The organism is Paenibacillus sp. FSL R5-0636 (assembly GCF_037974255.1).
Classification (GTDB): domain Bacteria; phylum Bacillota; class Bacilli; order Paenibacillales; family Paenibacillaceae; genus Paenibacillus_AQ; species Paenibacillus_AQ odorifer.
This window is the reverse complement of sequence record NZ_CP150232.1, coordinates 3,225,546-3,251,530: the sequence shown is the minus strand read 5'-3', so window position 1 is coordinate 3,251,530 and position 25,985 is coordinate 3,225,546. Positions and strand designations below refer to the sequence as shown.

The window sequence follows — 25,985 nt, the reverse complement described above, 5'->3', positions numbered from 1 at the left end:
GTTTTCACCTCAGACAGTTAAGTCATTTTCTGATTTTATATCAATAGCTTCTTTTAAAAGCTTTTGTAGAACTGCAGCAAAAACGGCAATCACCATGGAGGCAAAAATGATAATCAAACCGATGACTATAATCCCGGGGGCATCATCTTTCTCCGCCATGAGGTAAAAGAGTGGCATACCAACTACATACAAGCAACTGATGATGATTGCACAATATTTTATTTTCTTTAAAACCTGTACAGACATTTCCGAGAAAGCATTGTTCTTGTCAATATAGCCTAACAGTTTAAAAGCTTGATACAGTGCAAAGTAAAAAGGTATCGCCGAGGCATACAAATCAATGGCAATGAGATATTTCAATAAACTATAATCCGGATACAGTTCTGCTGCGAAACTCGCTATCTCCGGCACCACAAATATGCACAAAGCAAGCACCGGGATACCTATAAGAATAACCGCTGCCCTTAAAAAAAGTGTTGATCCTCTTTCCATAAAAAACACACCTCACAGATTTATTGTGAATTGAATTTATCACATTATTTATCGTTTTACAATATATTTTAATCGAAATACAGTTATTATTGGCTGTTTTATAATTTTCGACTAAAAGGCCAAGCTAATTGACTATTAGAAGTCATTAGCTCGGCCTTGGTACCTTTTCATATCTCTTTATCTCTATTTTTCTATTCTACAAGTAATTCTAATACTGACCGAGATCGATAAAATTCAAATCCATGTTAGTTTCATCTTCAGCCTGATTTGCAGCCTCCGTTGATACTACTTTTCCTTCGTATTCAAGGTTACCGCTTGTCAAATTGAATACATATAGACGATTACCTTTGAAATTCTTATAACCCACAATATAGAGATAGTTTTGTTTAAAATCATAGGTAATGTTTTCACTTAAATCTATATTTGTATTCTTCAAAGTAGTCTCATATTCTTTACTCACGAGATCGTAAGAAATAACAGTAAATCCTATATTCTCCTTACCCGATACAGCTTTTTGCAGGAAATAAATTTTCTGTCCATACGCATTCATAATATTATTCAATAACATTTCATGCCCTTGGAACGCGAGCGGCGAGATTTGTCCTGTTGCAACATCTACTTGATATGCCTTTTTATGATTATCTTTACTAACCGTTAAAATCCATTGATCCGTGTGATCCAGATTTTGATTGGCTAACCTAACGAATTGATTATCCCCATTTGCTGCTTCAGATTTAGCTCCTGGTAACACGAGCGGCTCATTTGTAATCTCCTTTGTTGTTAGATTAACACGGATAATCTGCGGTTCAGATACATAACCTTTGGCGCTGTGATTCAAAAACACCATTGCAACAAGCTCTTGATCAACAAGCTGTACATTTTGTACATACATATCTGAAACATCATGATCTACATTGATATCGGATGTGATTTCCAGCGTATTGTTCTTCTGCTTGTTAAGCACAGAAATACTGAGCTTAGCATTTTTCTTCGCTGAAGGATCATTGGATTGCTGCTTATCTACGGTCCAATTCACGTAAGCAAGCATATCCTGATTTTCATAAAACCCAGCTAAGTTCTTCTTTCCACGCATGAACTGACGATGCTGATCCCTCCATTTATCCAATTGTGTGTTCACTGGTCTTCGGTTTAAGCTTTGGCTGATCGTTAACTTTTCATCTGGATAATCTGTACCATTTGTAGTGATATTAGCTCGTTTGATGCCAAAAACACTATCCTTAGTCAGATAATTTCCGTATAAAGCTATATCTTCAACGAGAGAAGCATCCCCTTGAACCATCGTCAGCTTATAATTAGGTGGTGTCTCTTGTGAAGCCTGTACATAATACGTCCCGATTGTAACAACCGCGAACACTACAAGAACGGCGGTAACCATATATTTTCTCATTCCTTAACCTCCATTCCCCTTCAATTATACCGATATTTTCTTACGCAATAGATACAAGCTGTACCAAAGCGAACCTCCAGCAATAATCACTATTAATCCGAGACAAGCACCTAAGATTTCTCCGGGATAGAAGTAGCAATCGTATCTGCTATAACCCATAAGATAGGGTATTGAGGCTAATCCAGCTAGAACCGCTAAGTATAATACGATAAAGCCGATCCCTTTCAGTCTGTAGCTCCGCTCAATTAGAATCGCTGTGAACAAGACGATCAAGCCCGTAATGCCCAGTCCATAATATAGAACAAACTCAGAAAAGTAGGGCGGAACCAGTACTCTAAGCACAGTAGGATACTTCAAATAATCAAATACCGAGATGTTCCGATATAGTTCAGCAGGAAGAATCGACTGTGCTATCAAACGCTCCAGTGGCACAAGCACAATTTGCAGGGCAACAAGTCCAAATGCGAATAGCAAGATCGTAACCAGCTTGGCAAAATACAAATTCGCCCGATTGGATGGCAAGGTGAGCAGGCGATATACTATCGTATTTTTACCTCTCCAGTCACGGTACCAGATGAAGCAGCTATATATTAGTAACACTGTTATGCTCAAGAATATGGGTCCGAAATATAGAAGTCCATTATAGCGAGCATACATCATACTGTTTAGCTGAATATATCCAGTCACATTGTGATATTGCTCAAGCGTCCATTGATTCACTCTCATTGCCTCATTCGCAGAATCCAGCCAATGATTAGCACCGATGGTGACTGCTGCAAGCTGCAAGGCAACTGTCAGCACCATGAGTCCAATATATATTTTGGCAAATCGGTTCATTTCAAAATTCAATAGCTTCACAAAAGCTCTCATTTCATGTACACCTCTCTCATTACGTCCGTAATGGACTTACCTTCCTGCTCGCGAACTTCTTCACAGTAGAATTCACGCTCTACCTTCCCGTGCTGTAGCAAGACCGCTTTATCAATTAAATGCTCAATATCGTTAATTTCATGAGTTGTAATAATCACACCACGGTCCTCGATCAATTCACTCGTGAACACATCAGTAATTTGCTCGCGGCTGAACATATCAATCCCCGAGAACGGTTCGTCCATTAGGATGTAATCACAATCCAAGGCTAGTCCCAGCAACAAATTTACCTTCGCAGCCATCCCCTTCGACAATGAGGATACGCGATCCGAAGAGCTCAGTTGGAAGAACTTAAGCAATTCCTTTGCACGTTCAGCGTTCCAATTCCGATAAAAGTCAGCCATAAAGATCAAGCAATCAGCAATTCGCATATTGGAGGGCATCGTTAACGAATCTGGAATAAAAGTGATTTTCTCATACATCACAGGTGTTAGTGATACATTATCGATTAAGACCTCACCTTTGTATGGTGTCAGTCCCATGATGGACTTCAGCACCGTTGACTTCCCGGCACCATTGATTCCGATCAGGCAGGTAATCTCTCCTTTGGCAGCAGTGAAGCTAACGCCATTAAGTACCTTCTTGAATCCATAATTCTTCACCATCTGATTCACTTGGATCATCTTGTGTCACCATCCTCTGGAGATAACTTTCGCTCGGATGTATATTTTGTCTTTATGATCTCTACCAGTTCTTCAACTGGAATTTGAATATTCTGAATGGAGCTGATGAATATATCCACTGCACTTTCGATTAATTCAGCTCGAATCGAGTTAAGTATTTGCTGATCCTGTGTAATTCGGCTCGGGGAATTCCCTTCTGTTACGATCAAACCCTGTTCCTCCATTTCCTTATATGCCTTCTGCGCCGTGTTCGCATTAATCTTCATTACTGATGCAAGTTCACGCCGTGAAGGAATTTTGTCTCCCGCTCCGATTTGCCCTGTGGCGATCTGTTCCTTGAAATGACGCACAACTTGAATATATACCGGCTCACGAATATTAAAGCTGACGCCTGATTTCTGTTCTTCTGTCATACAACCAACTCCATATACTAAGTGTGTGTACTAAGTGGTTCATACATCTTATTTATGTACTATACGTGTAATACACTTTTGTGTCAATAGTTCAGGTTTGAGCAGAAAAAAAAGCTGCCTCTCGGCAGCCCTTTTATTACTAAAACACCTTTTGATTAAAAACATGTTCTTTTCCACCTAAACCCAGTGTAGCTGCTGTTGTAGTATGAATTTTCTGCAGAAGCACGGGATTATCCATAAGTGACAAGCCATAAGAAGGAATCATTTCTTTTATTTTGGGTTCCCATTCTTTTATATATTGAGGGAAACATTTGTTAAGCACTTCAAGCATCACGTGAACAGCCGTAGAAGCTCCAGGGGAAGCCCCTAACAGTGCTGCGACCGAACCATCAGCGGCACTAATAACCTCGGTACCAAATTGAAGTGTGCCTTTGCCAGCTTCTGTATCTTTGATAACTTGCACACGCTGACCAGCTACAACAAGATCCCAATCTTCAATTTTGGCATTGGGGATAAACTCTTTCAGTTCTTCCAGACGTTTTTCTTTCGATAACAGCACTTGTTCGATCAGATATTTTGTTAATGACATATTTTTAGCACCTGCCGACAGCATTGTTATGAGGTTATCCGGTTTTACAGAAGTTATTAAATCAAACATTGAGCCCGTTTTTAAGAATTTAGGTGAGAAGCCGGCAAATGGTCCAAATAACAGTGATTTTTTATTGTCGATAAATCTTGTGTCTAAGTGCGGTACGGACATTGGAGGGGCTCCAACTTTAGCTTTGCCGTATACTTTGGCATGATGCTGCGCAATAACTTCCGGATTATTACACACCATAAAAATACCGCTTACTGGGAATCCACCTATATGTTTTCCTTCAGGAATACCTGATTTCTGCAGTAAGTGCAGGCTTCCTCCCCCGCCACCAATAAACACAAATTTCGCTGTATGTTGTTCAATGTTACCGCTGGCATTTCTGATTTTTAGATCCCATAAGCCAGCACTGTTGCGCTTCATACTATTGACACTATGCTTGTAGTGGAGATCGACGTTTTTACTCTTTAAATGCTCAAATAAGATACGCGTTAAAGCACCAAAGTTAACATCCGTTCCAGAGTCAATTTTTGTAGCCGCAATGGATTCGTTCGCTGGACGATTTTGTATAATAAGCGGAATCCATTCCATCAGTTTTTTAGAGTCAGCAGAAAATTCCATACCTTGGAATAATGGATTTTTTGAGAGCGCTTCAAATCTTTTCTTTAAAAAAGCTATATCCTTCTCCCCTTGCACCAAACTCATATGAGGTAACGGCATAATAAAGTCCTGGGGATTATGTATCAGCTTACGATTTACAAGATAAGACCAAAACTGCATCGAAAGCTGAAACTGTTCATTAATCTGAATAGCTTTGCTAATATCTATAGATCCGTCTGGCTTTTCAACAGTATAATTAAGCTCACAGAGCGCCGCATGCCCGGTTCCTGCATTATTCCATTCATTAGAGCTTTCTTCCCCTGCTTTTTCAAGCTTTTCAAATACTTTAATTTTCCATTCCGGTACTAATTCCTTCAAAAGTGTTCCTAAAGTCGCACTCATGATTCCGGCACCAATTAAAATGACGTCTGTATCAGTTGCACTTTTGCCCATTATTACCATCCTTATCCCCTGAATTTTGCAGAAAGGATGTGGGCGCTCCTTCTTAGGCGTCACACCTTTTCTGTATCAATTATAACCTTATCATGGTGTATTACAATTATTTATAAATTTAATATCTACTATTATATGAAAAAAATAAAATATTTAAAAGCTTGTAAAAAAGATAGAAATAAGTCCTCAAGATTTATGGAATAAAAAAGCTGTATCATCCCCTGTTCTCATTGTAGACAATTCCGTTTTGATATCCCAAACCTACTATTGTTTTTTGAATTTCCTGATCTACTTTTCTTTTAAAAGTTGCAAACTCTAATGTAGTTAAGCCAATTGGAAGCTCTTGTTCTATAAATGAATCAAAATCGATCGCCGTTTTGAAAATACGAAGCTTGTGCAGAAAAGGTAAATGCTCCATTCCCGTCAAATGAGCCAATGTTTTACAATTCATAATCGTTAGCTCTTCCAATGTCTTCATCTGCTGATCAAAGTTAATCTCACGTAGCTGGATTTGATCTTCAATCACAAGCTTTTTTAACGCACGAAAAACCGAAATATTACTCAGATCATGAAAGCCACGAACTCTACAAATTTCCAGGCTCTCGATCTCATTCTCTTCGATGTCCTGAATATGTTCTCTGCCTCCAAGTAAAATGCGAAGTTCTTTCAATTTCTTTAGCCGATTAATAAAATGTAAGGGTTTGTTGCTAATGGAGTGCAGCGCGAGATAGGTAAGATCCTCCAGATCTCCAATAGCATCAAGGTTTTTAACCTTTCCTATTACATGCAACTGTTCTAGACGAGAGATTTCTTTTAGGTATTCCAGATTAAGCGTCTTTTTCTCCGAACTAATATTTAAAATGCTTAAAGACCGCAACGTATCTATACTCAGAATCTCCGAATTCTCAAGCTCATAAATACCCACGCTCAGACTATACAGGTTATTCAGCTTAGCCAAAACGTTCGTGTTATGTGCCTGGCGAAGACAATTCAGCAGCAGCATTTTAACATTTGGAATCTGCAGGAGTGTCTCACAATCAAAGGATACAGAATAATGGCCATAAAAACGCACTCCAAAATTTTCATCAAAACGCGCGCAAAGCTCATTTACTTCATCCAGAATCGAACCATAGGTCGATGGATCAGAGAACTGAACAATCACTTGGTTGCCGCTGTACAAGTCTTGCTGAATCTGAACTGGATCTAGTGAAATAGGATCATTGATCAGAATCCTTCTTTTCCATGTAACACTCATTCCTAACCCCTCCTACCTGCCGTTACTCATCATTTTATATTTATTGTAAATCTACGAATTACTTACCCAAGAACATAATTACATAAATCAACCCCATGGACAAGCTAAAAAGGTAGGTTATAGAATATTTAGAGTTCCGTTGATTTATGAGGATTGAGAATAAGTGATTCACATTAAAAATACAATAAGCTGTATCATTCGTAGAGTAATCTACTTTTGATACAGCTTATTTATTATTTATTCAGCCTTTTGCGATGAACTATAAATCCCCGCCACCAACTCCAGCGCTTTTATCCCTTCAGCACCATCCAACCAAAACTTTTGACCCCTGGCGACATGCTCATAGAAGTCCTCAATCAGTCTCTTATGCCCGGTACCCCAATAGGATTTACCTTCCGTAGCACTAAATCTAGGCTCACACAGCAAGGTTTCCTTTCCATCTTTCCAAAGATATAAATGATCTCTGCGGAGGTTGATAGTACCTTCTTCAAAAACTAGCTCCAGCTCCACTGGAGAATTCTCCAGATAGGTATTTGTACCATAAAAGAGCCCTCTGACATTACTAGTGAAATCGATGCAGGCGTGGGCGGTATCTTCTACCTCTATGACCCCATTTAGCACATCCGTGGTAATACTGCCTTTCACCGATGCCACCTCTCCACCAAACCACTGAAGTAAATCCAGTGTATGAATGGTTTGGTTAATTAGCAGACCTCCACCTTCCGTAGACCAGCGTCCTCTCCAGTCACTATCGCTATAATAACTTTCGCTGCGGTGCCAGGTCACGATTCCTTTCATGCAGAGCAGCTTCCCATATATTCCTGAATCAATGACCTGCTTAATATATATGGAGGCATCATTATAACGGTTCTGAAACACCACACCAAGCTGTCCTGTGCTTTGCTGTGCGGCTTCAAGTGTTCGTCTGGCTGAAGGAAGATCTGCCGCCATAGGCTTTTCGGTAAGGACATGTTTTCCTGCTCGTAACAACTCCGTAGCCATTTCTGCATGTAAATAATGAGGCGTACAGAGATGTACAACATGAATACGGTTATCCTTTAAAATTTCTCTATAATCATTAGTAGCTTGGCAGTCATATTCATTAGCCGCATGTAATGCTTTGTCAGCATCAATATCTGCAACTGCAAGTAGGCTCACACCATCGATGCCTGTTAATGTTTTTGCATGAAGAGGGAAAATGGCTCCGCATCCAATAATGGCTGCTCCAAGTTCTTTCATCTATATTACCCTCCGTTCATCATTCAATCGTTATCTGAGTATTGCCGGGGTTAGATTGATCGCTTGTTCTTGAGCCTTCAGACATAGCTCGGCAGCTTTGAACACATGGCTCTGTGTCATCGCCAGCTCTGTCCGATTCAGACAGTCAAGGATTAGCTCACCAAAGAAAGGAAAACCAACCTTCCCAGCTACATGCTCATAATGTTCCCCTTCCCCATTGACCCAGTACACATGATCCGGTGTATTTGAACGACCCATATCAGTATATTTACGCAGTTCAATATATCCTTCAGTACCCATAATCATCGTGCGCCCGTCTCCCCATGTGCCCAGCCCATCAGGCGTAAACCAATCCACACGAAAATATTGTGTTGCCCCATTGTCACCTACAAGAGTAGCATCACCAAAATCCTCTAATTCGGGATAAGTCGGATGGTTGTAATTGGCCACTTTACTATGAATAACCGAAGCATCCTGACAATCTGCATAATACAAAAATTGTTCTATTTGATGACTGCCTATGTCACACAAAATCCCACCATATTTCTCCCTTTGGAAAAACCATTCCGGCCGGTTAGGAGCATTTAGACGATGTGGCCCTAATCCAATGACTTGCAGGACACGGCCGATAGCTCCTTGCTGAATCAGCTGCCCAGCATAGATAGCGCTTTCAACGTGAAGGCGTTCACTGTAGTAGACCATATATTTCTTATTAGTTGCTGCTGCCACTGCTCTAGCGGATTCAAGCTGTTCCAGGGTTGTAAAGGGTGCTTTATCCGTAAAATAGTCCTTCCCGTGAGCCATTACCCGATTGCCTAAAGGTCCGCGTTCAGATGGAATTGCTGCCGCTGCTATTAATCGCACTTCGGGATCTTCCAGAACTTCTTCCACAGATCCTGCAGCTTTGACACCGGGATATTTACTAATAAAATTTCTGACCTTTTCCTCATCCGGATCATATACCCATTTCAGCTCTGCCCCTGCTTCAACCAGTCCGTTACACATCCCGTAAATATGACCGTGATCTAGGGCAATAGCGGCAATGATGAATTCACCCGGCTTCACTACAGGTTTGGATTCATATGTTGGTGCATAGGTCATCCCATTTTTCCGATTCATAAAACCCCTCCTAATCAGTATTACTCCATTCTATAACGTATTAAGAAGATAACGCAGACTGATCTCCAAGCTTTCAAAAGGATCACGACGGCAAACATCCTGCTCCACTACGAACCAATCAACACCCGTTTCGCGACAAACATTGATAATTTCTTTATAGTTCATATTCCCTTCACCGATTTCAGCAAAGATCTGTTTTCTATTAACAATCGCCATATCTTTTAAATGCACTACCTGCATTCTGCCTGCAACTTTGCGTATCCAATCAGCCGGACTCCCTCCGCCTGCTTGAACCCAATATAAGTCCAACTCAAAACCAACGGCAGGATCAGACTCAGTGAGCAGAATTTCCATGCCAGTCATTCCATCAAAGCGTTCAAATTCAAAATCGTGATTATGATAAACAAATTGCAGATCATGTTGATCTTTTAAAGTAACTGCAATGTCCGACATCAGCTTTGCGAATTCACGGTAACCATCTTGTCCCGTACGGAATTTTTCCGGTAAACTTCCTAGTCCAATATTTTTGCAGTTCCACAGCTTATGTTCAGCGGCTAAAGCATCCAAATCGTTCGTTAGGCGATCCCATGACACATGGGTTGCACATATTGCCAGACCTGATTCATCCGCATACTCTTTTACGAGTTTCGGATCGATTGGCCCGATGCCTGAAATCTGAATAGCTTCATAACCCATAGCAGAGACCTTTTGAAAAGTGGATCTTAAATCCTCCGCAGTTTTAGTAAAATCACGTAATGTGTACATTTGAGCAGCAATGGTTGAACGATTCATAGGATCTTTCCTCTCTGATTAGAATTTAATGAGTTCCCTTAACATCAAAGGTTTGGGCGACTGTGGTTTCTTTGTTGAAGTTAGAATTCTCTACCTTTTCCATGAGCTTCTCATAAAATAAATCTTCATCAATCGGTAACTCCACCCAATCGTCGGTCCAAGCCGATAAATACATTCCATTAGATAACGTTAGACCGTGAATACCTTCCTCACCCGGAGCTAACAATTTCTCATCGTGTAGAATGGCATTCGTAAAGTTCCGCAAAATTCCTTTATGCTGTTCACCGCCACCTTCTTCTACAGGAATCTCACATTTCCAACACTCTGGGCTGCCGAATCCTCCCGTAAACTCTGCATTGAATTGCGGCTCCGGCGTGCGTAGACGCCAAAAGGTTAGCTTCCCGTCTTCCACTACGGTTTTTCCATGATCACCAGTAATTTCGAAACGGTTAGTTCCCGGTGCTTCACCTGTTGTGGTGATAAAAAGCCCTGTCGCACCATTTTCATATTCCACATAAGCGGTTACATCATCTTCAACCTCAATATTGCGGTATTTACCAAAATGACAAAACGCTCTGATCCGCTTAGGCATCATACCTGTCGTCCACTGCCATAAATCTAGTTGATGAGGATCTTGATTCAGCAGCACCCCACCACCTTCGCCTGCCCATGTAGCCCGCCAACCACCGGAATTATAGTAACTTTGTGATCTGTACCAGTTGGTGATGATCCAATTTGTGCGGCGGATTTCGCCTAGTTCACCAGACTTTATGAGATCCCTAAGCTTTTGATATAAAGGATTCGTCCGCTGGTTATACATGATTCCGAATTTGCGATCAGACTTTGCTGCAGCTTCGTTCATCTGCTTAACAGCTTTGGTATAGACCCCAGCCGGTTTCTCTACCAATACATGATAACCATATTGAAAAGCCTCGATAGCTAAAGTTGGATGATCATAATGTGGAGTACAGATTAATATCGCATCTATGAGATGAGACTCATATAACTCTTGGGGTGTTGCAAATTTCTGTACACTTTCCGGTAAATGCTCTTCTGCCCATTTCAAACGTTCTTCCCTTACATCACATACAGCAGCAAGCTCAGCATCTTTAATATGATTCAACAGACTTTGTGCATGTGCACTCCCCATATTCCCAATTCCAATAATGCCATACCGTACTTTATTCAATCAGATCACTTCCCTATTTGAGGTTATGTTATGAGAATATACTTAATTAATAGACATGAACATGATCGAAACTAAGCATTATTTGCATAATAATAAGATGATTTAGTTAAATAAATTCGTTATAATAAGGATAATCAAGTCATAGAGGAGCTAGATGATGAATAATCCAGGTAACCTTACCGGCAGATTCCTCCAGAATCTTACCGTAAAAGTGACCCATGCCCAACTTAGAAGCGGATATAGCGGGTGGAATCGTACGCTGGAAACCCCAACATTTAATCGGCTGTATTTTATTGACCGCGGTGAGGGAAAAGTTATCATTAACGGTGTTACTTATTATCCGAGAGCAGGTCAGCTAATGATCATGCCCGCAGGAAGCACTCAAACTACAGAAACGTCAATGAATGATCCCTATACACGCTATTTCTGCCATTTTGATGCTGATATTGGGGAGTGGCCCTTGTTCCATTCGGCAAACAAACTGTTTATCTGTGATGCGCCCGACCCAGATTCCGTACGGGTTATTTTCACAGAAATGATCGAACAGTTTCAAAAAGATGATGTATTGTCCATTCTGCGTACTCAGGCGAACGTCCTCAATCTAATTGCTACTTGCCTTGAATCGAACGAGAATATCAAAACAGACTTTATGCAAGAATTTATACATACGGGGGATCAAGGAAAGCTCGCCTATGTTCTTCAATATATTGATGAGCGGCTGGATAAACCCATAGAAATAGAAGAGTTAGCAGAAATTGTCCACTTACATCCGAACTATTTCATCCCCTACTTCAAGAAATTTATAGGGGTTCCCCCCATGCATTATGTACAATTGAAAAGAATGGAGCATGCTAAAAGACAGCTTTCTTATAGCAATTTCAGCATTTCAGATATCGCGGAGCAAGTAAGTATGGAATTAGCCCATTTCTCTAAATATTTCAAAAAGACAATAGGAATCTCCCCTTCTGCCTATCGTAACAGCACTAAGTAAATTTATTAGGGAATGTCCGGATCTATGTGTTGGAACAATTAGGAGAACGACTACAAGAAATCGGAACCCATAGAGATCATGCTGTATATGTAGCTGAATCAGATCACCGATTGGTAGGATGGATACATGCGACCGTTCGAATTTTGCTTGAGTCTCCTTCATTTGTTGAAATCGGAGGTCTTGTTGTTGATCAGACTTGCCGCGGAGAAGGAATTGGCAGACAGCTTGTAGAAACCTGTGAACGATGGGCAATCCAAACAGGGATTAGTTCGTACTTGATAAGGAACTTTAATCACACTCAGGACTTTTAGGGAGGCTCAATGGTTATGCTAGAATTAACTTTGCATCCAACATTAGAAGGAAAAATCGCTGTGATTACCGGAGGAGCCGGTGTATTATGCCGGGTTATGGCGCTAGAGTTAGGTCGACAAGGAGCTAAAGTCGCGATTCTAAATCGTACCGCAGCTAAGGGAGATTTGGTTGCCGCTGAAATTACTGCCGCAGGCGGTCAAGCAATTTCACTTTCCTGTGATGTTACAGATCAACAGAGTGTTATGAAAGCCGCAGAAGCTGTTAAGAATCACTGGGGTCCTTGCGATCTATTAATTAACGGTGCTGGCGGAAATGATTCCTCAGCAAATACGACCCAAGAGATTTTCAAAAATGATGACCTGGAGAACCCGGACATATTCACTTTTTTTGACCTTAGTGTAGATGGATTTCGCAACGTGATGGACCTTAATCTGATTGGAACATTGATCCCAACCCAAGTTTTTGCCAAGCAGATGCTCGGCAGAACGGGCACATCTGTTATTAATATTTCATCCATGAGCGCACCTTCTCCAATGACCAAAGTACCTGCCTACAGCGCTGCCAAAGCAGGAATTAATAATCTCACCCAGTGGCTCTCCGTTCATTTCGCTGAGTCTGGTATACGTGTGAATGCCATTGCCCCTGGCTTTTTCCTTACTAAACAAAATGAGAAGCTGTTGGTTCGTGAAGATGGCGAGCTTACAGACCGTTCCCAAAAAATCATCTCTCATACTCCAATGCGCCGCTTTGGACAGCCGGAGGATCTGCTTGGCACACTACTCTGGTTAGCAGATGAAGCAATGTCCAGCTTTGTGACCGGAGTTACCGTCCCCGTTGACGGTGGATTTTTGGCTTATTCGGGAGTATAGACTAATCTAATGAGGGATTAAAATGATTGTAGATCCATTACGCGTATTCGTTACTGTAGCTGAACTGAGTCATTTTTCCAAAGCAGGAGAAGCGCTGAATTTATCTCAACCCGGTGTCAGTCTGCATATCCGGAATCTTGAGAATGAGCTCGGTGCTAAACTCCTGCATCGTTCTTCTAAACAGGTTAGATTAACAGAAGCCGGTAGTATTCTTTATAAACACGCCAAACAAATATTGGCTCATTTCGATGAAGCAAGTCAGGAAATCCATATGCTTCAGGACGAAGTCACTGGGAGTATACATATCGGCGCTAGTTTTACTATTGGTGAATATATTTTGCCGGCAAGACTTGCTGATTTTGCCAATCAATATCCGCAGGTCAAGCTGCAAGTGACGATAGGCAATACTGAGGAGATTATTGGAGGCGTTAAATCCAACGAACTGGACATAGGGTTTATTGAAGGCGAGGTCCATGAGAATGATCTCAACGTCACTCCTTATATGAAAGACGAGATGATTATGGTCGCCCCTGCTACCCACCCTCTGTCAAAAGCGATTTCTGTGGAGCAGAGCATGTTGCAGGATCAGGTTTGGGTGCTTCGCGAGCATGGCTCGGGCACACGAGCTTTCAGCGATCATTTCCTACAGGAGGAAGATATTTCTGTTAAAAGATCCTATGTCTTCAACAGCTCTCAAGGTGTTAAAGAAGCTGTGGCCTCCGGTCTCGGAATCGCCATGCTCTCCAGATGGATTGTACGGAAGGAACTGGAAAGTGGTGAGATCAAGGAGCTGCCAATCAGGCAACATCATCTGGAAAGGCAATTCTCGATCATCCGACATCAAGAATGTTCTTCTTCCTTAGCTACCGATGTCTTTATAAAAAAGCTACTTGTCTTTAGAAAAGACAAGTAGCTTTTTTTCTTCCACACTATGAAATTATACTTGATGTTCAACCAAATGCCCGTCTTCCAGATGCAGAACGCGGTCACACCATTCGAGCATCCGTTCATCATGAGTGACCATTACCGCTGCTTTCCCCTCACTCTTCACCTCATCAGCGATCATGCGTACAACTTCTCTTCCGCGTTTGAAGTCCAGACTGGCTGTCGGTTCATCTGCAAAGAGAATCGCTGGTTTATTCATCCATGCTCTAGCGATAGCTACACGCTGCTTCTCCCCACCGGATAGCTGCTCCGGATAGTGATTACGCCGTTTCCAGATATCCAATCGTTTCATCAAATCGGCAGCCCGTTCCTTCGCTTCCTTAGCACTCATTTTCCCCTGCTTAGCTACAAAAAGGAGTTGCTCCTCTACCTTCAAATAAGGCAATAGTTGAGCGCTTTGGAACATAAAGCCTATCTTCTCTAAACGGAGCTCTGTCAGCTCACTTTTACTTTTATCTGTAAGTGATTCTCCATCTATAAAAATCTCACCGCTAGTAGGTGTTAGAAGCGCACCAGCCGCTGAAAGGAATGTACTTTTCCCTGTTCCCGAAGGTCCAAGGACAGCAACGAATTCCCCTTCATTAACGATCAGATTCAAATTGTTCAGCACAGACACCGTTGTGTCGCCATCACCGTAGTTTTTGGTTACTTGCTTCATAATTAGTTTTGCACTCATGCTCCAGCCCTCCCAATAGCTTCTAATGCATCTACTTTTGCCACTTTAGCGACAGAAATTAGTGATCCTAAAAGAGACATCCCAACGAATAAACAGCTGGTTAAAAGAATGGTGGAAGGCTCTAGTTGGAATGGCATCGAATCTGGCAGGACCTTATTCATCCCAAAGGTAAGCAGTAAGCTAATGCAAAGACTTGATATAGCTAAAATCATGACCTGCCCTACCACGCTCCAAGCCAAGTAAGACATTTTAGTACCCATCGCCTTCAGAATACCAAACTGACTTGTTTTCTGAATCGTAATGACATAGAAGAATACCGCCAGAACAAACGCTGCGATCACAAACAGGAAAACAATCATCATTAGCAGTGAACCCTGCTCTGCCGAGTAGCCCGGAATATTGGATATAGCTACTTTTTGCGTAATGACCTCTACATCTTTTACATTCGTTGAAATCTTATCTACTTGATCAGCATTCGCATTCAGGGCAATCACATTAAACGGTACCGACGAAGAGGTTTCTTCTCCTTGGTTAACCCCCTGCTTCATAGCTTGCCAATCCTGATTGTTGATATAAACTACTGGGGTATGGCTGTATGAGCTATCCTCAACAAAACCTGCAACAGTAAATTCCATCCCGGTTGCCTGATCACGAATAATACTGCCAAGTTTGATTCCTGACTGTTCGAGGTCACGATCAACAAGGACTTTACCGTTTGTCTCATTAGTAATCTTGTCACCTTCAACTACTTTAGGGGCTAATAACCCATTCATATCTACTGCAAAAAAAGTAATATCTGCTTTAACGTCTGCATCATTAGCAGTGACAGTGCTCATCTGCATTGCAAGTGAAGACGCATTATTGTCTCCAACTACTGCACGTACATTCTGGAGCTCCGTATCTGTTAACTGAGAACGTCTAAAGGTCTGATCCGCATCACCTTGTACTACAAAATAATTCGCCGGCATGTTCTCTACTGCAGAGATATTTGCATACGCTAATCCTCTGGCTAGTCCCGTGACGAAAAGTACAAGAAAGGAAACCAATAACATGATAACCATAATTAATAGGTATCTGGCTTTAGAATGTCGCATTTCCCTTAAGGCTAAAAACATATTACCACTCCTTCTAATCTGTATAGTCACAGTTTAGAAGATGAAAATGAACGGAGTATGAATAATGAATTACAAAAGCGGAAGTGTAACTGTAAAGGTAGTCCCTTCACCCAAAGTACTGGTTACTTCAATGTTTCCGTTATGCGCTTCTACGATTTTTTGAGAAATCGCAAGTCCAAGTCCGCTGCTATGTGTTTCATGCGTTCGTGCTCGATCTACTTTATAGAAACGATCAAAGATTAACGGTAACTCCTCGGCTGAAATGCCTTCACCAGTATCCGACACAGAAACAATACAGTTCTGTTCCACTAGCTTCGCGGAAATCATAATGGAACCTTCAGCAGGTGTGTATTTTATGGCGTTGGAGAGCAGGTTCATCCATACCTGGAACAATAGATTTGAATCACCTAGAACGCTGATGTCAGCAAGATTCAAACGCACGGCCAGTTGTTTCTCCGTTAATCTCCATTCCATGATTTGTACGACCTGTCTTAGTTGTGCACGCAAGTCTGTCGACTTTTTCTGTATGGAATTAGGATCATAATCAAGTGAAGACAAGGTAAGCAGCTGTTTGCTAAGCAATGAAAGACGATGGCTTTCTTGGTCAATAATATTGAGATACTGTAACCGTTCATCCTCAGGTAAGGTAGAATCTTTTAAAGCTTGGGCAAATCCCTGAATAGATGTTAATGGCGACTCAATTTCATGCGATACATTAGCGACAAATTCCTGACGTGCCCGATTTGTTCGTTCCAGCTCCCGGCTCATAATCATAAAATGGGAAGCTAGCTGACCAATCTCATCACGCCGCCACGTATTCAATTTGATATCGTATCTGCCTTTTGAGATCCGTTTAGTGGCCGTCGTCAAACGTGTAATAGGTCTAACTACATGTAGTACGCTAATCATTACAAAGCCTAAGCTAAACAACACGGTGAACCCAATGATCACAGCGAAAAAGACGCGCAGCTCACCGAACTGTACTTCAGCATCCGGACGCATAAACAAAGCATACGTCTCATTGTTTACTTTTACAGGAACACCAATTGAATTACGCAGTTGATTATCAAAAAATCCGGTAATAAATGCACTGTCCGGGAAATCCGCGACCCCATGATAAATTTGCCCATTCAGAACCTTCTCTAGTTGCTGCTCATCCAAATCTTCTTTTCTAAAGGGCTTACCGTAGAATCTTGATTCCCCTTCAGCATCAGTTAAATAGATTTTATAACCCAGCTTGGCTATACTCCGCAAATAATCCTCCATCGTTTCCGGATGTGATTCTGCGAATTGTTGAACCTCGATAGCCATTCCGGTAAGTTTGGCATCGTTCTGAGATTTAATCTGGGCTTGATAGTAAATATTAGACACCAAAAATCCAAGAAGGCTACTCACCACAATTACTGAACAGAAGACAATACACATCCGGACATACAAGGATCTCATACGTTAACCATCTCCAATTTATAGCCAATACCTCGAACTGTTCGGATCACAAAATCTTCCTGATAATCTACGAAGCGCTGACGCAAACGTTTGATATGTACATCGACTGTTCGCTCATCACCTTCATAATCCATGCCCCATACCAGTTCAATTAACTCACTACGTGTATATAACCTGCCTGGATATTGCGCCAATTGAGCCAGAAGCTCAAACTCTTTTACCGGCAGCAGCAGAACCTCATCACCATCGGTTATTTCATAATTTTTGCGATCAATAACTAGAGAATTTAATCGAATCCGATCATCTGAAGCAATGGAATAGCGGCGGAATAAAGCTTTGATCCGAAATAGCAACTCTTCAGGCTCAAAAGGCTTCGTTACATAATCATCCGTCCCCCGCAAATAACCTTGCTCTTTATCACTCAGCTGCTGGCGTGCTGTCAATAAAATGATCGGAATATCATACGTTTCTCTAATATGCTGACATAGCTCTAACCCATCTACATGTGGCATCATTACATCTACGACCGCTAAATCCGCAATACTGTCCTGCAATTTATGTATCGCATCTCGGCCATCACTGGCCTCCATCACCTGATATCCTTCCCTTGTTAGTACATGTTTTAATAATGTTCGAATATTCACATCGTCATCTGCTACTAAAATCTTCTTCATCATTTACACTCCCTGAATAATGGATGAACTCATAGTAACAACTTTATAACGATAGAACAACTAAAGTCAGATCAAACAAAAGGCTTGATACTCTCTCTAAGTGTGGTAACCGGCCGCTCCATCAGTCTCTCCAGATCTTTTGATGTAGAAGCAGTGCCTATCTTCGCAAGAAACGAATATATCCAATGTTGAACGCTTGAATCCTCGCGAAACGTAATTCTTTTCCCTGATAACTCTGATAATACATCAACTAATTCGTTAAAGTCCCAAACGCTAGGTGCGGCTAGTTCGTAGATTTGGTTCTCATGTCCACTCGTTGTAAGAACCTTTGCCGTAGCTAAAGCGAGATCCTCACGAGTGACTGAGTTAAACTGCCAGTTCCCTGGATAAGTGGTTAGCTCGCCGCTTTCCATGGCTTCCTTCAACCCAAGCACACCCACAAAATCTATATACAAAGCGTTACGCAGAAACGTATAATCTATCCCTGATTCAAGAATCATCTGCTCAGTTAGTAAATGAACATGATAAGAAGGAATCGGACCTTTGGGGGGAAAGGTAAATCCAGTATAAAGCAGATGTTTCACATCGGCTTTTTTTGCTGCATGAATGACCTGAGCATGCTGATTTAATCTGATCTTATCATCGGTATGAGAGCTGGAGATTAGAAGTAATGTTGTGACCCCTGTAAAAGCTTCAATCAGCGAATCTAACTGGTCATAATCGCCAAAACGGACTTCGAACCCTTTTTCTAAATAATTAGCAGCTTTCTCTGGCTGACGAACACAAGCAATAACCTGACTAGCTGGAACATACTGCACAAGCTTCTCCATAATTAAGCTGCCTAATTGGCCTGTGGCTCCTGTAACCATAATCGACATACATAACACCCTTTCTGTTATTCGAATGTACTCAGTTTTTGTAATAAAAAGATAAGTTGGTGCAGCTCCTGATCATTCAGATTCTGCATTCTCTCTGCGACAGCCTGACGATTCTCTGGAAGATGCTCTAAAAGTAATTGCTTGCCTTCACTTGTAATCGAAATGACGCTTTTTCTGCCATCCTTGGTATCATTCGAACGGGTTATTAATCCATCTCGTTCCAATGGTATTAACAGCATGCTTATATTAGCTTTGGTAACTCCAATAATTTGAGCCAATGTAGAAGGTAAAATCGCACCTCCTTGTTTAGAGATCTCCACCAAGATACGAATTCTTGCTCCGTTCAATCCTTTCGACTGCCAATATTTCTCAGAGACAGAAACCAAATTTGCAGTAGCTTCAACTAATGTAAAAAATGCTTTGGTATGCAATGGCTGATTCAGCACAACTTGTTGTAAATGATCCATATTCTATAATTCAGCTCCAATATAGTTAAGTCCTTAACTTTTTTTCAAACATACTACAATCCCCATGCGTTGTCAAAAAAAAGAAGCTGCCTCACCTAGCAGAATAAATCTGCTGATGAAACAGCCTCTAAATATAAACTCACCTTAGATTAACACCGTTTTTGTGGAAACAGGCTCTTCACTGTATTTTTTAGAACCCTCCAGCATAACCTCCAGCTTAATGATCTCCGACCGGCTTGCTAAACGAATTGGGGGTCCCCATGTTCCATAACCTGACGACACGACTACATGCAAATTGTCCTTACGAAGATATCCCCAGTCCAGCTCGAACAAACGTTTAGTGATCCAGTGATTTGGAGCAATCTGTCCTCGGTGTGTATGACCAGAGAGTAGAACGTCTACCCCAGCTTGAGCGGCTACGTCGAAGCCTGTAGGCTGATGATCCATCATAATCACAGGACGTGTAAGATCAAGTCCTTCGAGCAAGGAGCTTACACTTTGTCTGCCACCGGCTTCCATCGCCTCGGCTGTCTTATCTTTTCGGCCTACAATATAGGTTCCTGCGACTTCTTCAACCTCATCTTGCAGGACCTTGATCCCAATACTACTCATCAAATCGGTATATTCCTTAATTGATCCACCATAATATTCGTGATTGCCCAGTACTGCGTAGACACCATAACGAGCTTTTAACTGTTTAATCTGTTCACTCATACTATTGCGGATAAAAGGTTCAATGCTGTCATCCAAGACATCTCCAGCCAGCAAAATCACATCGGGTTGCATAGCGTTCATTTGTGACACCATTTTTTTGAGATGACGATTGCCCACGATATTCCCTAAGTGCAGGTCTGAAGCAACCGCGATCGTTAATGGCGTGCTGGTGCCAATAGATTTATCAATAGGAATGGAATGTGTGCGTATCACGGTACTCCAGGCGTTGATTGAACCCCAGATCAGAAAAACTGCCAATAATATCAGAATTGTCCCGCCCGCTTCTGCGATGTAATAGGTACGATCGATTCCCGACCATCCCAGTATCACATATAATAGGTCTGCCAAAGGTAACGTAATGATAGCAAATTCCATACAGGCTAGATAATACGATCCAATCACTTTAAAGAATCTGGCGATCGGTTTAACCGACTTTGGCCATGGAATCATTCCAATGACATACGCAAAAGCGATGAGCATAAATAATGTCCAGAATACTGCTGACGAAACACCTGAAAACCATTCATGAATAAGTAACCAGCCGTGATAGCCAATGTAGAAATTAACAAGACCCAGAATGAGCAGCATAGCAAATCCTGAAGCTAACATTCGTAATGTTTTCATCGTTTCTCTCCCCTTTACCTTACTACTTCTCTACTTCTTATCTCAAATCATAACACAAACCGTTAACCCAGTATAAACTGCAATGCGGTGTTCGGAAAACATCGGAACTAAAAAAAGAAAATGCCCATCGGCATCTTCTTTGGAGGTTTATCTTATATCGCTTTATCACGTGTGGCCATACATTGACCAATCAGCTTATCGCATTTATTGATGTGATTTATCAGCCAGTCTGTTAACGTTCGATTAAGCTTGATGGTTGAGAGTACGGATACTCCCTTTGTTTTGACCGTTTCTTCCAATTCGAGAACTGCCTTCACGAAATCAGCATGCGTCTGACGATGTTCAGCTAGTTCAGGGAAGTTGATCTCCTCCATCAGCTGCTCTTCATTACTGAAATGTTCAATCGTGTATTCTTTCAAGAATTTCAGCGTTTCCTCAATCTTTTCTTTTCCTTGCTGATTACTGCATGCTTCAAAGAACTCGTTCAATTTCGCTAACAACTGTCTGTGCTGGCAGTCAATTTTTTCTACACCGATATCATATGAATCTTTCCAAGCGATCATGAAATCACCATTCCGTTTCTTGAAAATTACATTTCAATTTTATTTTCCACCTTTCTCCACAAAAGAACTATTAACAACATCACAGGCGTCTATATTCAACCTTTAGCTGTACATATAGCACCTACTGATTTGGTACCTATTTAATAATTTCTACTTCATCACGGGTTCGATATGTACAAGTACATTGGAAACTTGGTGCCGGTCTTTTAACTGTTCTTCAATTTCTTCCGTAATATCATGGCTCTGCACCACACTTAGCTGAGAATCCACTAGTACAGTTGTGTCTACTAATACGTTATTCCCATGGATACGGGCTTTGATATCTTTTATGGATTGTACGCCATCAATTTCTGCCACAGTTTCTTTCATCTGTTCAAGCTCTTCCGCATCAAATCCGTCCGTTAGATCATGCGTAGCCTTGCTAAAGATATCCCATGCCGTCTTACAGATGATTAGTCCGACAATGATAGCTGTAAGCGGGTCAAGCCAAGGAACGCCTAAGGAGGAAGCCACAATTCCGATAAAAGCGCCCACGCTAACTATAGCATCTGATCGATTATCCAGTGCTACTGCCCGCATTGCGTTACTGTTAATGGCGCGGGCCAGCCTAATATTATACATATAGACAGCCATCATAACTACAGCACAGCCCACTGCCGTCCACGCCGCTATGAGGTCAGGACTTTCCAGTGCTGGTTGAATAAACTTGTTCACAGCTTGATACAAAACTTGAAGCCCTACCGCAATCATAATGAATGAAGCAATTAATGAAGCCACGGTCTCCGCTCTAAAATGCCCGTAGCTGTGGTTCGAATCCGGCGGTCTTCTGGAAATCTTCAGGCCAATTAGTACCGCGATAGAAGCAATAATATCGGTACTGTTATTCAATCCATCTGCAAGCAACGCTTGAGATCCTGAGACTGTACCTATGAACAGCTTGATAGCTGATAAAAAGATATAAGCAACGATGCTTAGCCAAGCTCCTTTTTCGCCTTGTTTAATGTCGTTATAAGTTTCCAAAAAAAGAACCCCCAAAGAATAGTATTGTTCTATACTACACTTTGAGATTCGGGTGGGTCTAGAGAAACAGTGTTGCTACGGGGCGTAATAGTTCCCTCTGTCAAATAGAGTTGCAAGGTCGTAACTGTTTTGCAGAACGTAACATAGTTTGCCCCCGTTCAACTTTGCTTCCATTCTTCTGGAATAGTAACTTTTTGCTATTTTTATTGTCTAATTATAGTAATGACAAATTTAAAGGAGCGTGGAGTGATGATTCAGTCTTTGCCGAAGAAAATTGTTACGTGTTTAGCTATAGGGAGTATTTTAATTCCAGTAACAAACAGTGGATCAACGTCAGTCATTTCCGCAGAAAAAGCAGTTGTAAGCCTAAGTAACACTTATTACAGTGAAGTCACAGCCCCGATCCTAAAACCTGTTTGGTCAGCACAACTCGCCATTTTAAAAAAAGACAGAATCACCGGACAGGACATTACAGCACTCGCGGAAAACGGGAAGATCTTTGCGTTGCAGCGCAATGAAAAATTAACCGCAATGAATGCGGCAACAGGCAAAAAATTATGGGAGTTCGGAAGTGGATTAGCGCCGCTATTCACATACAATAATGGATTTATCTACGGTCTGACCCAAAGCGGCTCCCTATATGCCGTTAGTGAGGCAGGTAAAAAAGCATGGTCGGCTTCCATAACACTCCCCAAAGCTACAAATATACAGCGTTTAGGATCTACTATTTATGTTACACAAGAGGAACAATTAGCAGCAGTTGACGCCGTAACCGGAAAGATCAAATGGAAGGCTGTAGAAAAAAGTAATAACTTTACAGGCTTATCAGATCTCATGGAAACAGATGGGGTCGTTATTCGCAGCTATCTGTCTCAAGGGGCCTTAACAACTGCTGGACTAGCCGCCTATGACAGTCTGACAGGAAAAAAACTATGGGACCAGACCCGGCAATGGATGCCGTTAGCAGTGAAGGATGGACTTCTCTACTCCATTACGAATACATTTATGATGGATGATGACCCGGTAAATCGTAAAGTCAAAGTATCCGTGTTCAACATAAAGACGGGAGAATTAAAAGGAGAACGTTTATATAAATGGACAGATACCGAGAATAAGGATGGTGTGTACACTTATAATGGGATGAATGGAAACGCGTTTTTGGATGGAAAAGACTTTTATATCTTTCAGGGTAGTAAGTTTGTGAAATATGATTTCTGGAATTATTCTGCAGAGGGTAAACCGGTGCAAACCTGGACCTCGATGGTTAAAGAAAAAGACTCTCCACTGAACCAAGTTTATCAACAAAGAATGTTATTTCAAAATCAAGATAAAGGTACTTTATCCGCACTTAAGCTAGGAACTGGACAGCTTGTCGACCTCAATATTGGAGAGAATCCAGTGGTACAGACGGATCTGTTCGGAAACGTGGTTTATAGTGGACAATCTGATGGCCTATTTCACGCTTATGACATGTTAACTCTGAAGCCTATTTTCACTGTGAACACAGGCTCTCGTAACTTTGCCCCTTCCCTTAAAACTGGAGGGATGCTGATGATTCGAACGGATAATAAGCTGCTCGCCATTAAACTTCCTGCATCTATAAAATAAAAAAGCCTGATTTCTCAGGCTTTTGGGCTTCAATAACTTATTCAGCCGGAGCTGTAAAAGTACGTGCAGCAAACTCGGCATCCAGCATGTAGAAGGCGTTGCTATCTTTATCAATTCGTTTCAGTTTACTGATGATGTTGCTAAAGAGTGCTTCTTCTTCTACTTGCTCGTCTATAAACCATTTCAAGAAATAAATCGTCGCATGTTCACGCTCATCCAGAGCAAGATCAGCCAAATGATAGAACCGTTTAGTGTTCTGTTGTTCATGCGCGAAGGCATGTTCAAAAGCATCTAACATCGAGTTATATTCGTTCTTCGGCTCTGGTAGTGCTTCTAGCGTAGCACGGTTATCCCGATCGTTAAGGAACTTATAAATCTTCATGGCATGGAACCGTTCTTCTTCGGCTTGAATTAGAAAAAAGTTTGCAAATCCATCCAGACTTTCGCCGGAACAATAAGCAGCCATCGCTAGATAAACATGAGCGGAATAAAACTCGAAATTCATCTGTTCATTAAGTGCTTGTACTAATCCATCTTTCATTGGACCGTCACCTCATTATTCAAATTTAATATGTAAATATTTAAGTTTATCTTATCACCGTGCTTCTAAGTCAGCAAGGATTCCTCTCCCAATATCTAATTTAGCTAACGAAAGGACGACTATTCAGATGATTAGATTGACCCGTCACAGCCTAAAGCCTAAGATTTCCGGTACACTCTTCATTATTGCAGCTATGGTGTCACTGTTCCTCATAGCTGGCTGTTCCAATAGCAGCAATAATTCACAATCTGAAGCTACCGCTACACCGACCTCCCAATCCACACCTTCACCAACCGCTAGCGTGGCTCCCACCCCCTCAGCAATCAGCGATCCAATTGCTCTTCAGGTTGCTGAGATGACTTTGGAAGAAAAAATCGGACAAATGCTCCTAGTTGGAATTGATGGAACTGTCCTTGATGAGCAAGCTAAAAAGATGATTACCGAAGACAAAATCGGTGGAATCATCCTCTATAAGGACAATATTAAAAGCCTGAAAGGGATGATCAGTCTTATCAATTCTATGAAAAAGAGTAACACTGGCAACCCCGCCCCACTATTCATGAGTGTGGATCAAGAGGGTGGAAAAGTCAGCCGGATGCCTAAAGAATATGCTACATTCCCTTCTAACGGAACAGTGGGTGCAAGTAATGACGCTGCTGCTGCCGAGAAAATGGGAAAGCTGCTCGCAAGAGAAGTACGTTCAGCCGGATTTAATATGAACTTTGCTCCCGTTCTCGATATCAATAGCAACCCAGATAATCCAGTCATCGGAGATCGTTCGTTCGGTAATGCTGCTGGCCAAGTCATTCAACTAGGGATTGCCGAAATGAAGGGAATTGAGAGTGAAGGCGTCGTTCCTGTTGTCAAACATTTCCCAGGACACGGAGATACCTCTGTCGACTCCCATCTGGCTCTGCCGATTGTGAATAAAACAGCCGGTCAGCTAGCCGAATTAGAATGGCTCCCCTTCCAAGCAGCCATTAAAGAGGGGACGGACGCCGTAATGGTCGCTCATATTTTGTTTCCAAAATTAGATCCAGACAAACCCGCATCCTTATCGCGTACCATTATTGGTGAACAGCTTCGAGATGAAATGGGCTACCAAGGAATCGTAATTACAGATGATCTAACCATGGGAGCCATCATGAAGAACTACGATCTGGCTGCTGCAGCTGTAGATACTGTGAATGCAGGTAGTGATATTCTCCTTGTCGCTCATGGCTATGATAATGAAAAACGGGTCATGGACTCCCTCCTGCAAAACGTAAAAAACGGTAAGATTCAAGAAACACGGATTGATGAAAGCGTCTATCGGATCTTAGCCTTAAAAGCCAAATATAACCTTTCCGATGAGCAAATCCCGGTTCCTGATCTTACCGATCTTAATAAAGATATTAACGTTTGGCGGCAAACGATTGAGAAGTAAATCTAAGC

At 41.6% G+C, this 25,985-nt stretch carries 27 protein-coding genes; 6 read left to right on the top strand and 21 right to left on the bottom strand.

The window, feature by feature from the left end; all coding sequences use genetic code 11:
• Positions 1–9: 9 nt before the first annotated feature.
• From MKX34_RS14785 to MKX34_RS14735, 11 genes are all read right to left on the bottom strand, one after another.
• Entirely contained in the window at positions 10–492 is a 483-nt protein-coding gene (locus MKX34_RS14785; RefSeq protein ID WP_038570783.1) for a DUF2975 domain-containing protein, read from the bottom strand.
• Between the two features lie 208 nt (positions 493–700).
• A complete protein-coding gene (locus MKX34_RS14780) occupies positions 701–1,900 on the bottom strand; it encodes a hypothetical protein (RefSeq protein WP_036678162.1) in 1,200 nt (399 codons plus the stop codon).
• Positions 1,901–1,924: 24 nt separating this feature from the next.
• Positions 1,925–2,770, bottom strand: coding sequence for a hypothetical protein (locus tag MKX34_RS14775; RefSeq protein ID WP_076296742.1), 846 nt, complete (start codon positions 2,768–2,770; stop codon positions 1,925–1,927).
• Positions 2,767–3,453 (bottom strand): ABC transporter ATP-binding protein, encoded by a 687-nt coding sequence (locus MKX34_RS14770; protein WP_036678167.1) that lies wholly within the window; start codon positions 3,451–3,453, stop codon positions 2,767–2,769. The genes MKX34_RS14775 and MKX34_RS14770 overlap by 4 nt, the downstream gene beginning before the upstream one ends.
• Positions 3,450–3,866, bottom strand: a complete 417-nt coding sequence (locus MKX34_RS14765; RefSeq protein ID WP_076105609.1) for a GntR family transcriptional regulator — start codon at positions 3,864–3,866, stop codon at positions 3,450–3,452. Before MKX34_RS14765 ends, MKX34_RS14770 begins: the two co-directional genes overlap by 4 nt.
• 139 nt (positions 3,867–4,005) lie before the next feature.
• Positions 4,006–5,514, bottom strand: coding sequence for a malate:quinone oxidoreductase (locus MKX34_RS14760; protein ID WP_076296743.1), 1,509 nt, complete (start codon positions 5,512–5,514; stop codon positions 4,006–4,008).
• Between the two features lie 214 nt (positions 5,515–5,728).
• The gene (locus MKX34_RS14755) at positions 5,729–6,769 is read right to left on the bottom strand and encodes a hypothetical protein (protein ID WP_076296744.1); all 1,041 of its coding nucleotides are present in this window, start codon (positions 6,767–6,769) and stop codon (positions 5,729–5,731) included.
• Between the two features lie 237 nt (positions 6,770–7,006).
• The gene (locus tag MKX34_RS14750) at positions 7,007–8,008 is read right to left on the bottom strand and encodes a Gfo/Idh/MocA family oxidoreductase (protein WP_076296745.1); all 1,002 of its coding nucleotides are present in this window, start codon (positions 8,006–8,008) and stop codon (positions 7,007–7,009) included.
• 30 nt (positions 8,009–8,038) lie between these two features.
• Positions 8,039–9,127, bottom strand: coding sequence for a Gfo/Idh/MocA family oxidoreductase (locus MKX34_RS14745; protein WP_076296746.1), 1,089 nt, complete (start codon positions 9,125–9,127; stop codon positions 8,039–8,041).
• 30 nt (positions 9,128–9,157) lie between these two features.
• On the bottom strand, positions 9,158–9,919 hold the full coding sequence (locus tag MKX34_RS14740; RefSeq protein ID WP_076296747.1) for a sugar phosphate isomerase/epimerase: 762 nt from the start codon (positions 9,917–9,919) through the stop codon (positions 9,158–9,160).
• 25 nt (positions 9,920–9,944) lie between these two features.
• Positions 9,945–11,108: a Gfo/Idh/MocA family oxidoreductase gene (locus MKX34_RS14735; protein ID WP_076296748.1), complete on the bottom strand. Its 1,164-nt coding sequence runs from the start codon at positions 11,106–11,108 to the stop codon at positions 9,945–9,947.
• 154 nt (positions 11,109–11,262) lie between these two features.
• Here MKX34_RS14735 and MKX34_RS14730 point away from each other — a divergent pair, with 154 nt between their 5' ends.
• From MKX34_RS14730 to MKX34_RS14715, 4 genes are read left to right on the top strand one after another with little or no spacing between them, the layout of a single operon-like run.
• Positions 11,263–12,099 (top strand): AraC family transcriptional regulator, encoded by an 837-nt coding sequence (locus MKX34_RS14730; protein WP_305953517.1) that lies wholly within the window; start codon positions 11,263–11,265, stop codon positions 12,097–12,099.
• A 26-nt stretch (positions 12,100–12,125) separates the two neighbouring features.
• Positions 12,126–12,410, top strand: a complete 285-nt coding sequence (locus MKX34_RS14725) for a GNAT family N-acetyltransferase (protein ID WP_076105606.1) — start codon at positions 12,126–12,128, stop codon at positions 12,408–12,410.
• Between the two features lie 15 nt (positions 12,411–12,425).
• Complete coding sequence (locus MKX34_RS14720) at positions 12,426–13,280, top strand: SDR family oxidoreductase (RefSeq protein WP_076099325.1); 855 nt, start codon at positions 12,426–12,428, stop codon at positions 13,278–13,280.
• A gap of 22 nt (positions 13,281–13,302) precedes the next feature.
• Positions 13,303–14,193 (top strand): LysR family transcriptional regulator, encoded by an 891-nt coding sequence (locus MKX34_RS14715; RefSeq protein WP_036678189.1) that lies wholly within the window; start codon positions 13,303–13,305, stop codon positions 14,191–14,193.
• 24 nt (positions 14,194–14,217) lie between these two features.
• Here MKX34_RS14715 and MKX34_RS14710 read toward each other — a convergent pair whose 3' ends face one another.
• The 9 genes from MKX34_RS14710 to MKX34_RS14670 all read right to left on the bottom strand — a co-directional run bounded on the left by MKX34_RS14710 (position 14,218) and on the right by MKX34_RS14670 (position 22,402).
• Entirely contained in the window at positions 14,218–14,901 is a 684-nt protein-coding gene (locus MKX34_RS14710; protein ID WP_036678191.1) for an ABC transporter ATP-binding protein, read from the bottom strand.
• Complete coding sequence (locus tag MKX34_RS14705) at positions 14,898–15,962, bottom strand: ABC transporter permease (RefSeq protein ID WP_256718479.1); 1,065 nt, start codon at positions 15,960–15,962, stop codon at positions 14,898–14,900. The genes MKX34_RS14710 and MKX34_RS14705 overlap by 4 nt, the downstream gene beginning before the upstream one ends.
• 123 nt (positions 15,963–16,085) lie before the next feature.
• Positions 16,086–17,462, bottom strand: a complete 1,377-nt coding sequence (locus MKX34_RS14700) for a HAMP domain-containing sensor histidine kinase (RefSeq protein WP_076272492.1) — start codon at positions 17,460–17,462, stop codon at positions 16,086–16,088.
• Positions 17,459–18,136, bottom strand: a complete 678-nt coding sequence (locus MKX34_RS14695) for a response regulator transcription factor (RefSeq protein WP_036678199.1) — start codon at positions 18,134–18,136, stop codon at positions 17,459–17,461. Before MKX34_RS14695 ends, MKX34_RS14700 begins: the two co-directional genes overlap by 4 nt.
• A 71-nt stretch (positions 18,137–18,207) precedes the next feature.
• Positions 18,208–19,014, bottom strand: a complete 807-nt coding sequence (locus MKX34_RS14690; protein ID WP_076296749.1) for an NmrA family NAD(P)-binding protein — start codon at positions 19,012–19,014, stop codon at positions 18,208–18,210.
• 17 nt (positions 19,015–19,031) lie between these two features.
• Entirely contained in the window at positions 19,032–19,481 is a 450-nt protein-coding gene (locus tag MKX34_RS14685) for a MarR family transcriptional regulator (protein ID WP_076099328.1), read from the bottom strand.
• Between the two features lie 144 nt (positions 19,482–19,625).
• Entirely contained in the window at positions 19,626–20,819 is a 1,194-nt protein-coding gene (locus MKX34_RS14680; RefSeq protein ID WP_076274429.1) for a metallophosphoesterase, read from the bottom strand.
• 152 nt (positions 20,820–20,971) lie between these two features.
• On the bottom strand, positions 20,972–21,382 hold the full coding sequence (locus MKX34_RS14675; RefSeq protein ID WP_051491008.1) for a bacteriohemerythrin: 411 nt from the start codon (positions 21,380–21,382) through the stop codon (positions 20,972–20,974).
• A gap of 150 nt (positions 21,383–21,532) precedes the next feature.
• Complete coding sequence (locus MKX34_RS14670; RefSeq protein ID WP_036678210.1) at positions 21,533–22,402, bottom strand: cation diffusion facilitator family transporter; 870 nt, start codon at positions 22,400–22,402, stop codon at positions 21,533–21,535.
• A gap of 222 nt (positions 22,403–22,624) precedes the next feature.
• On the opposite strand from MKX34_RS14670, the gene MKX34_RS14665 reads away from it, so the two are divergent.
• Positions 22,625–24,010 (top strand): PQQ-binding-like beta-propeller repeat protein, encoded by a 1,386-nt coding sequence (locus MKX34_RS14665; RefSeq protein ID WP_244886479.1) that lies wholly within the window; start codon positions 22,625–22,627, stop codon positions 24,008–24,010.
• Between the two features lie 37 nt (positions 24,011–24,047).
• On the opposite strand, the gene MKX34_RS14660 is transcribed toward MKX34_RS14665, so the two are convergent.
• Positions 24,048–24,551, bottom strand: a complete 504-nt coding sequence (locus MKX34_RS14660) for a ferritin (protein ID WP_036678216.1) — start codon at positions 24,549–24,551, stop codon at positions 24,048–24,050.
• 127 nt (positions 24,552–24,678) lie between these two features.
• On the opposite strand from MKX34_RS14660, the gene nagZ reads away from it, so the two are divergent.
• Positions 24,679–25,977: a beta-N-acetylhexosaminidase gene (gene nagZ, locus MKX34_RS14655; RefSeq protein WP_051491009.1), complete on the top strand. Its 1,299-nt coding sequence runs from the start codon at positions 24,679–24,681 to the stop codon at positions 25,975–25,977.
• The last annotated feature ends 8 nt before the right edge of the window (positions 25,978–25,985 follow it).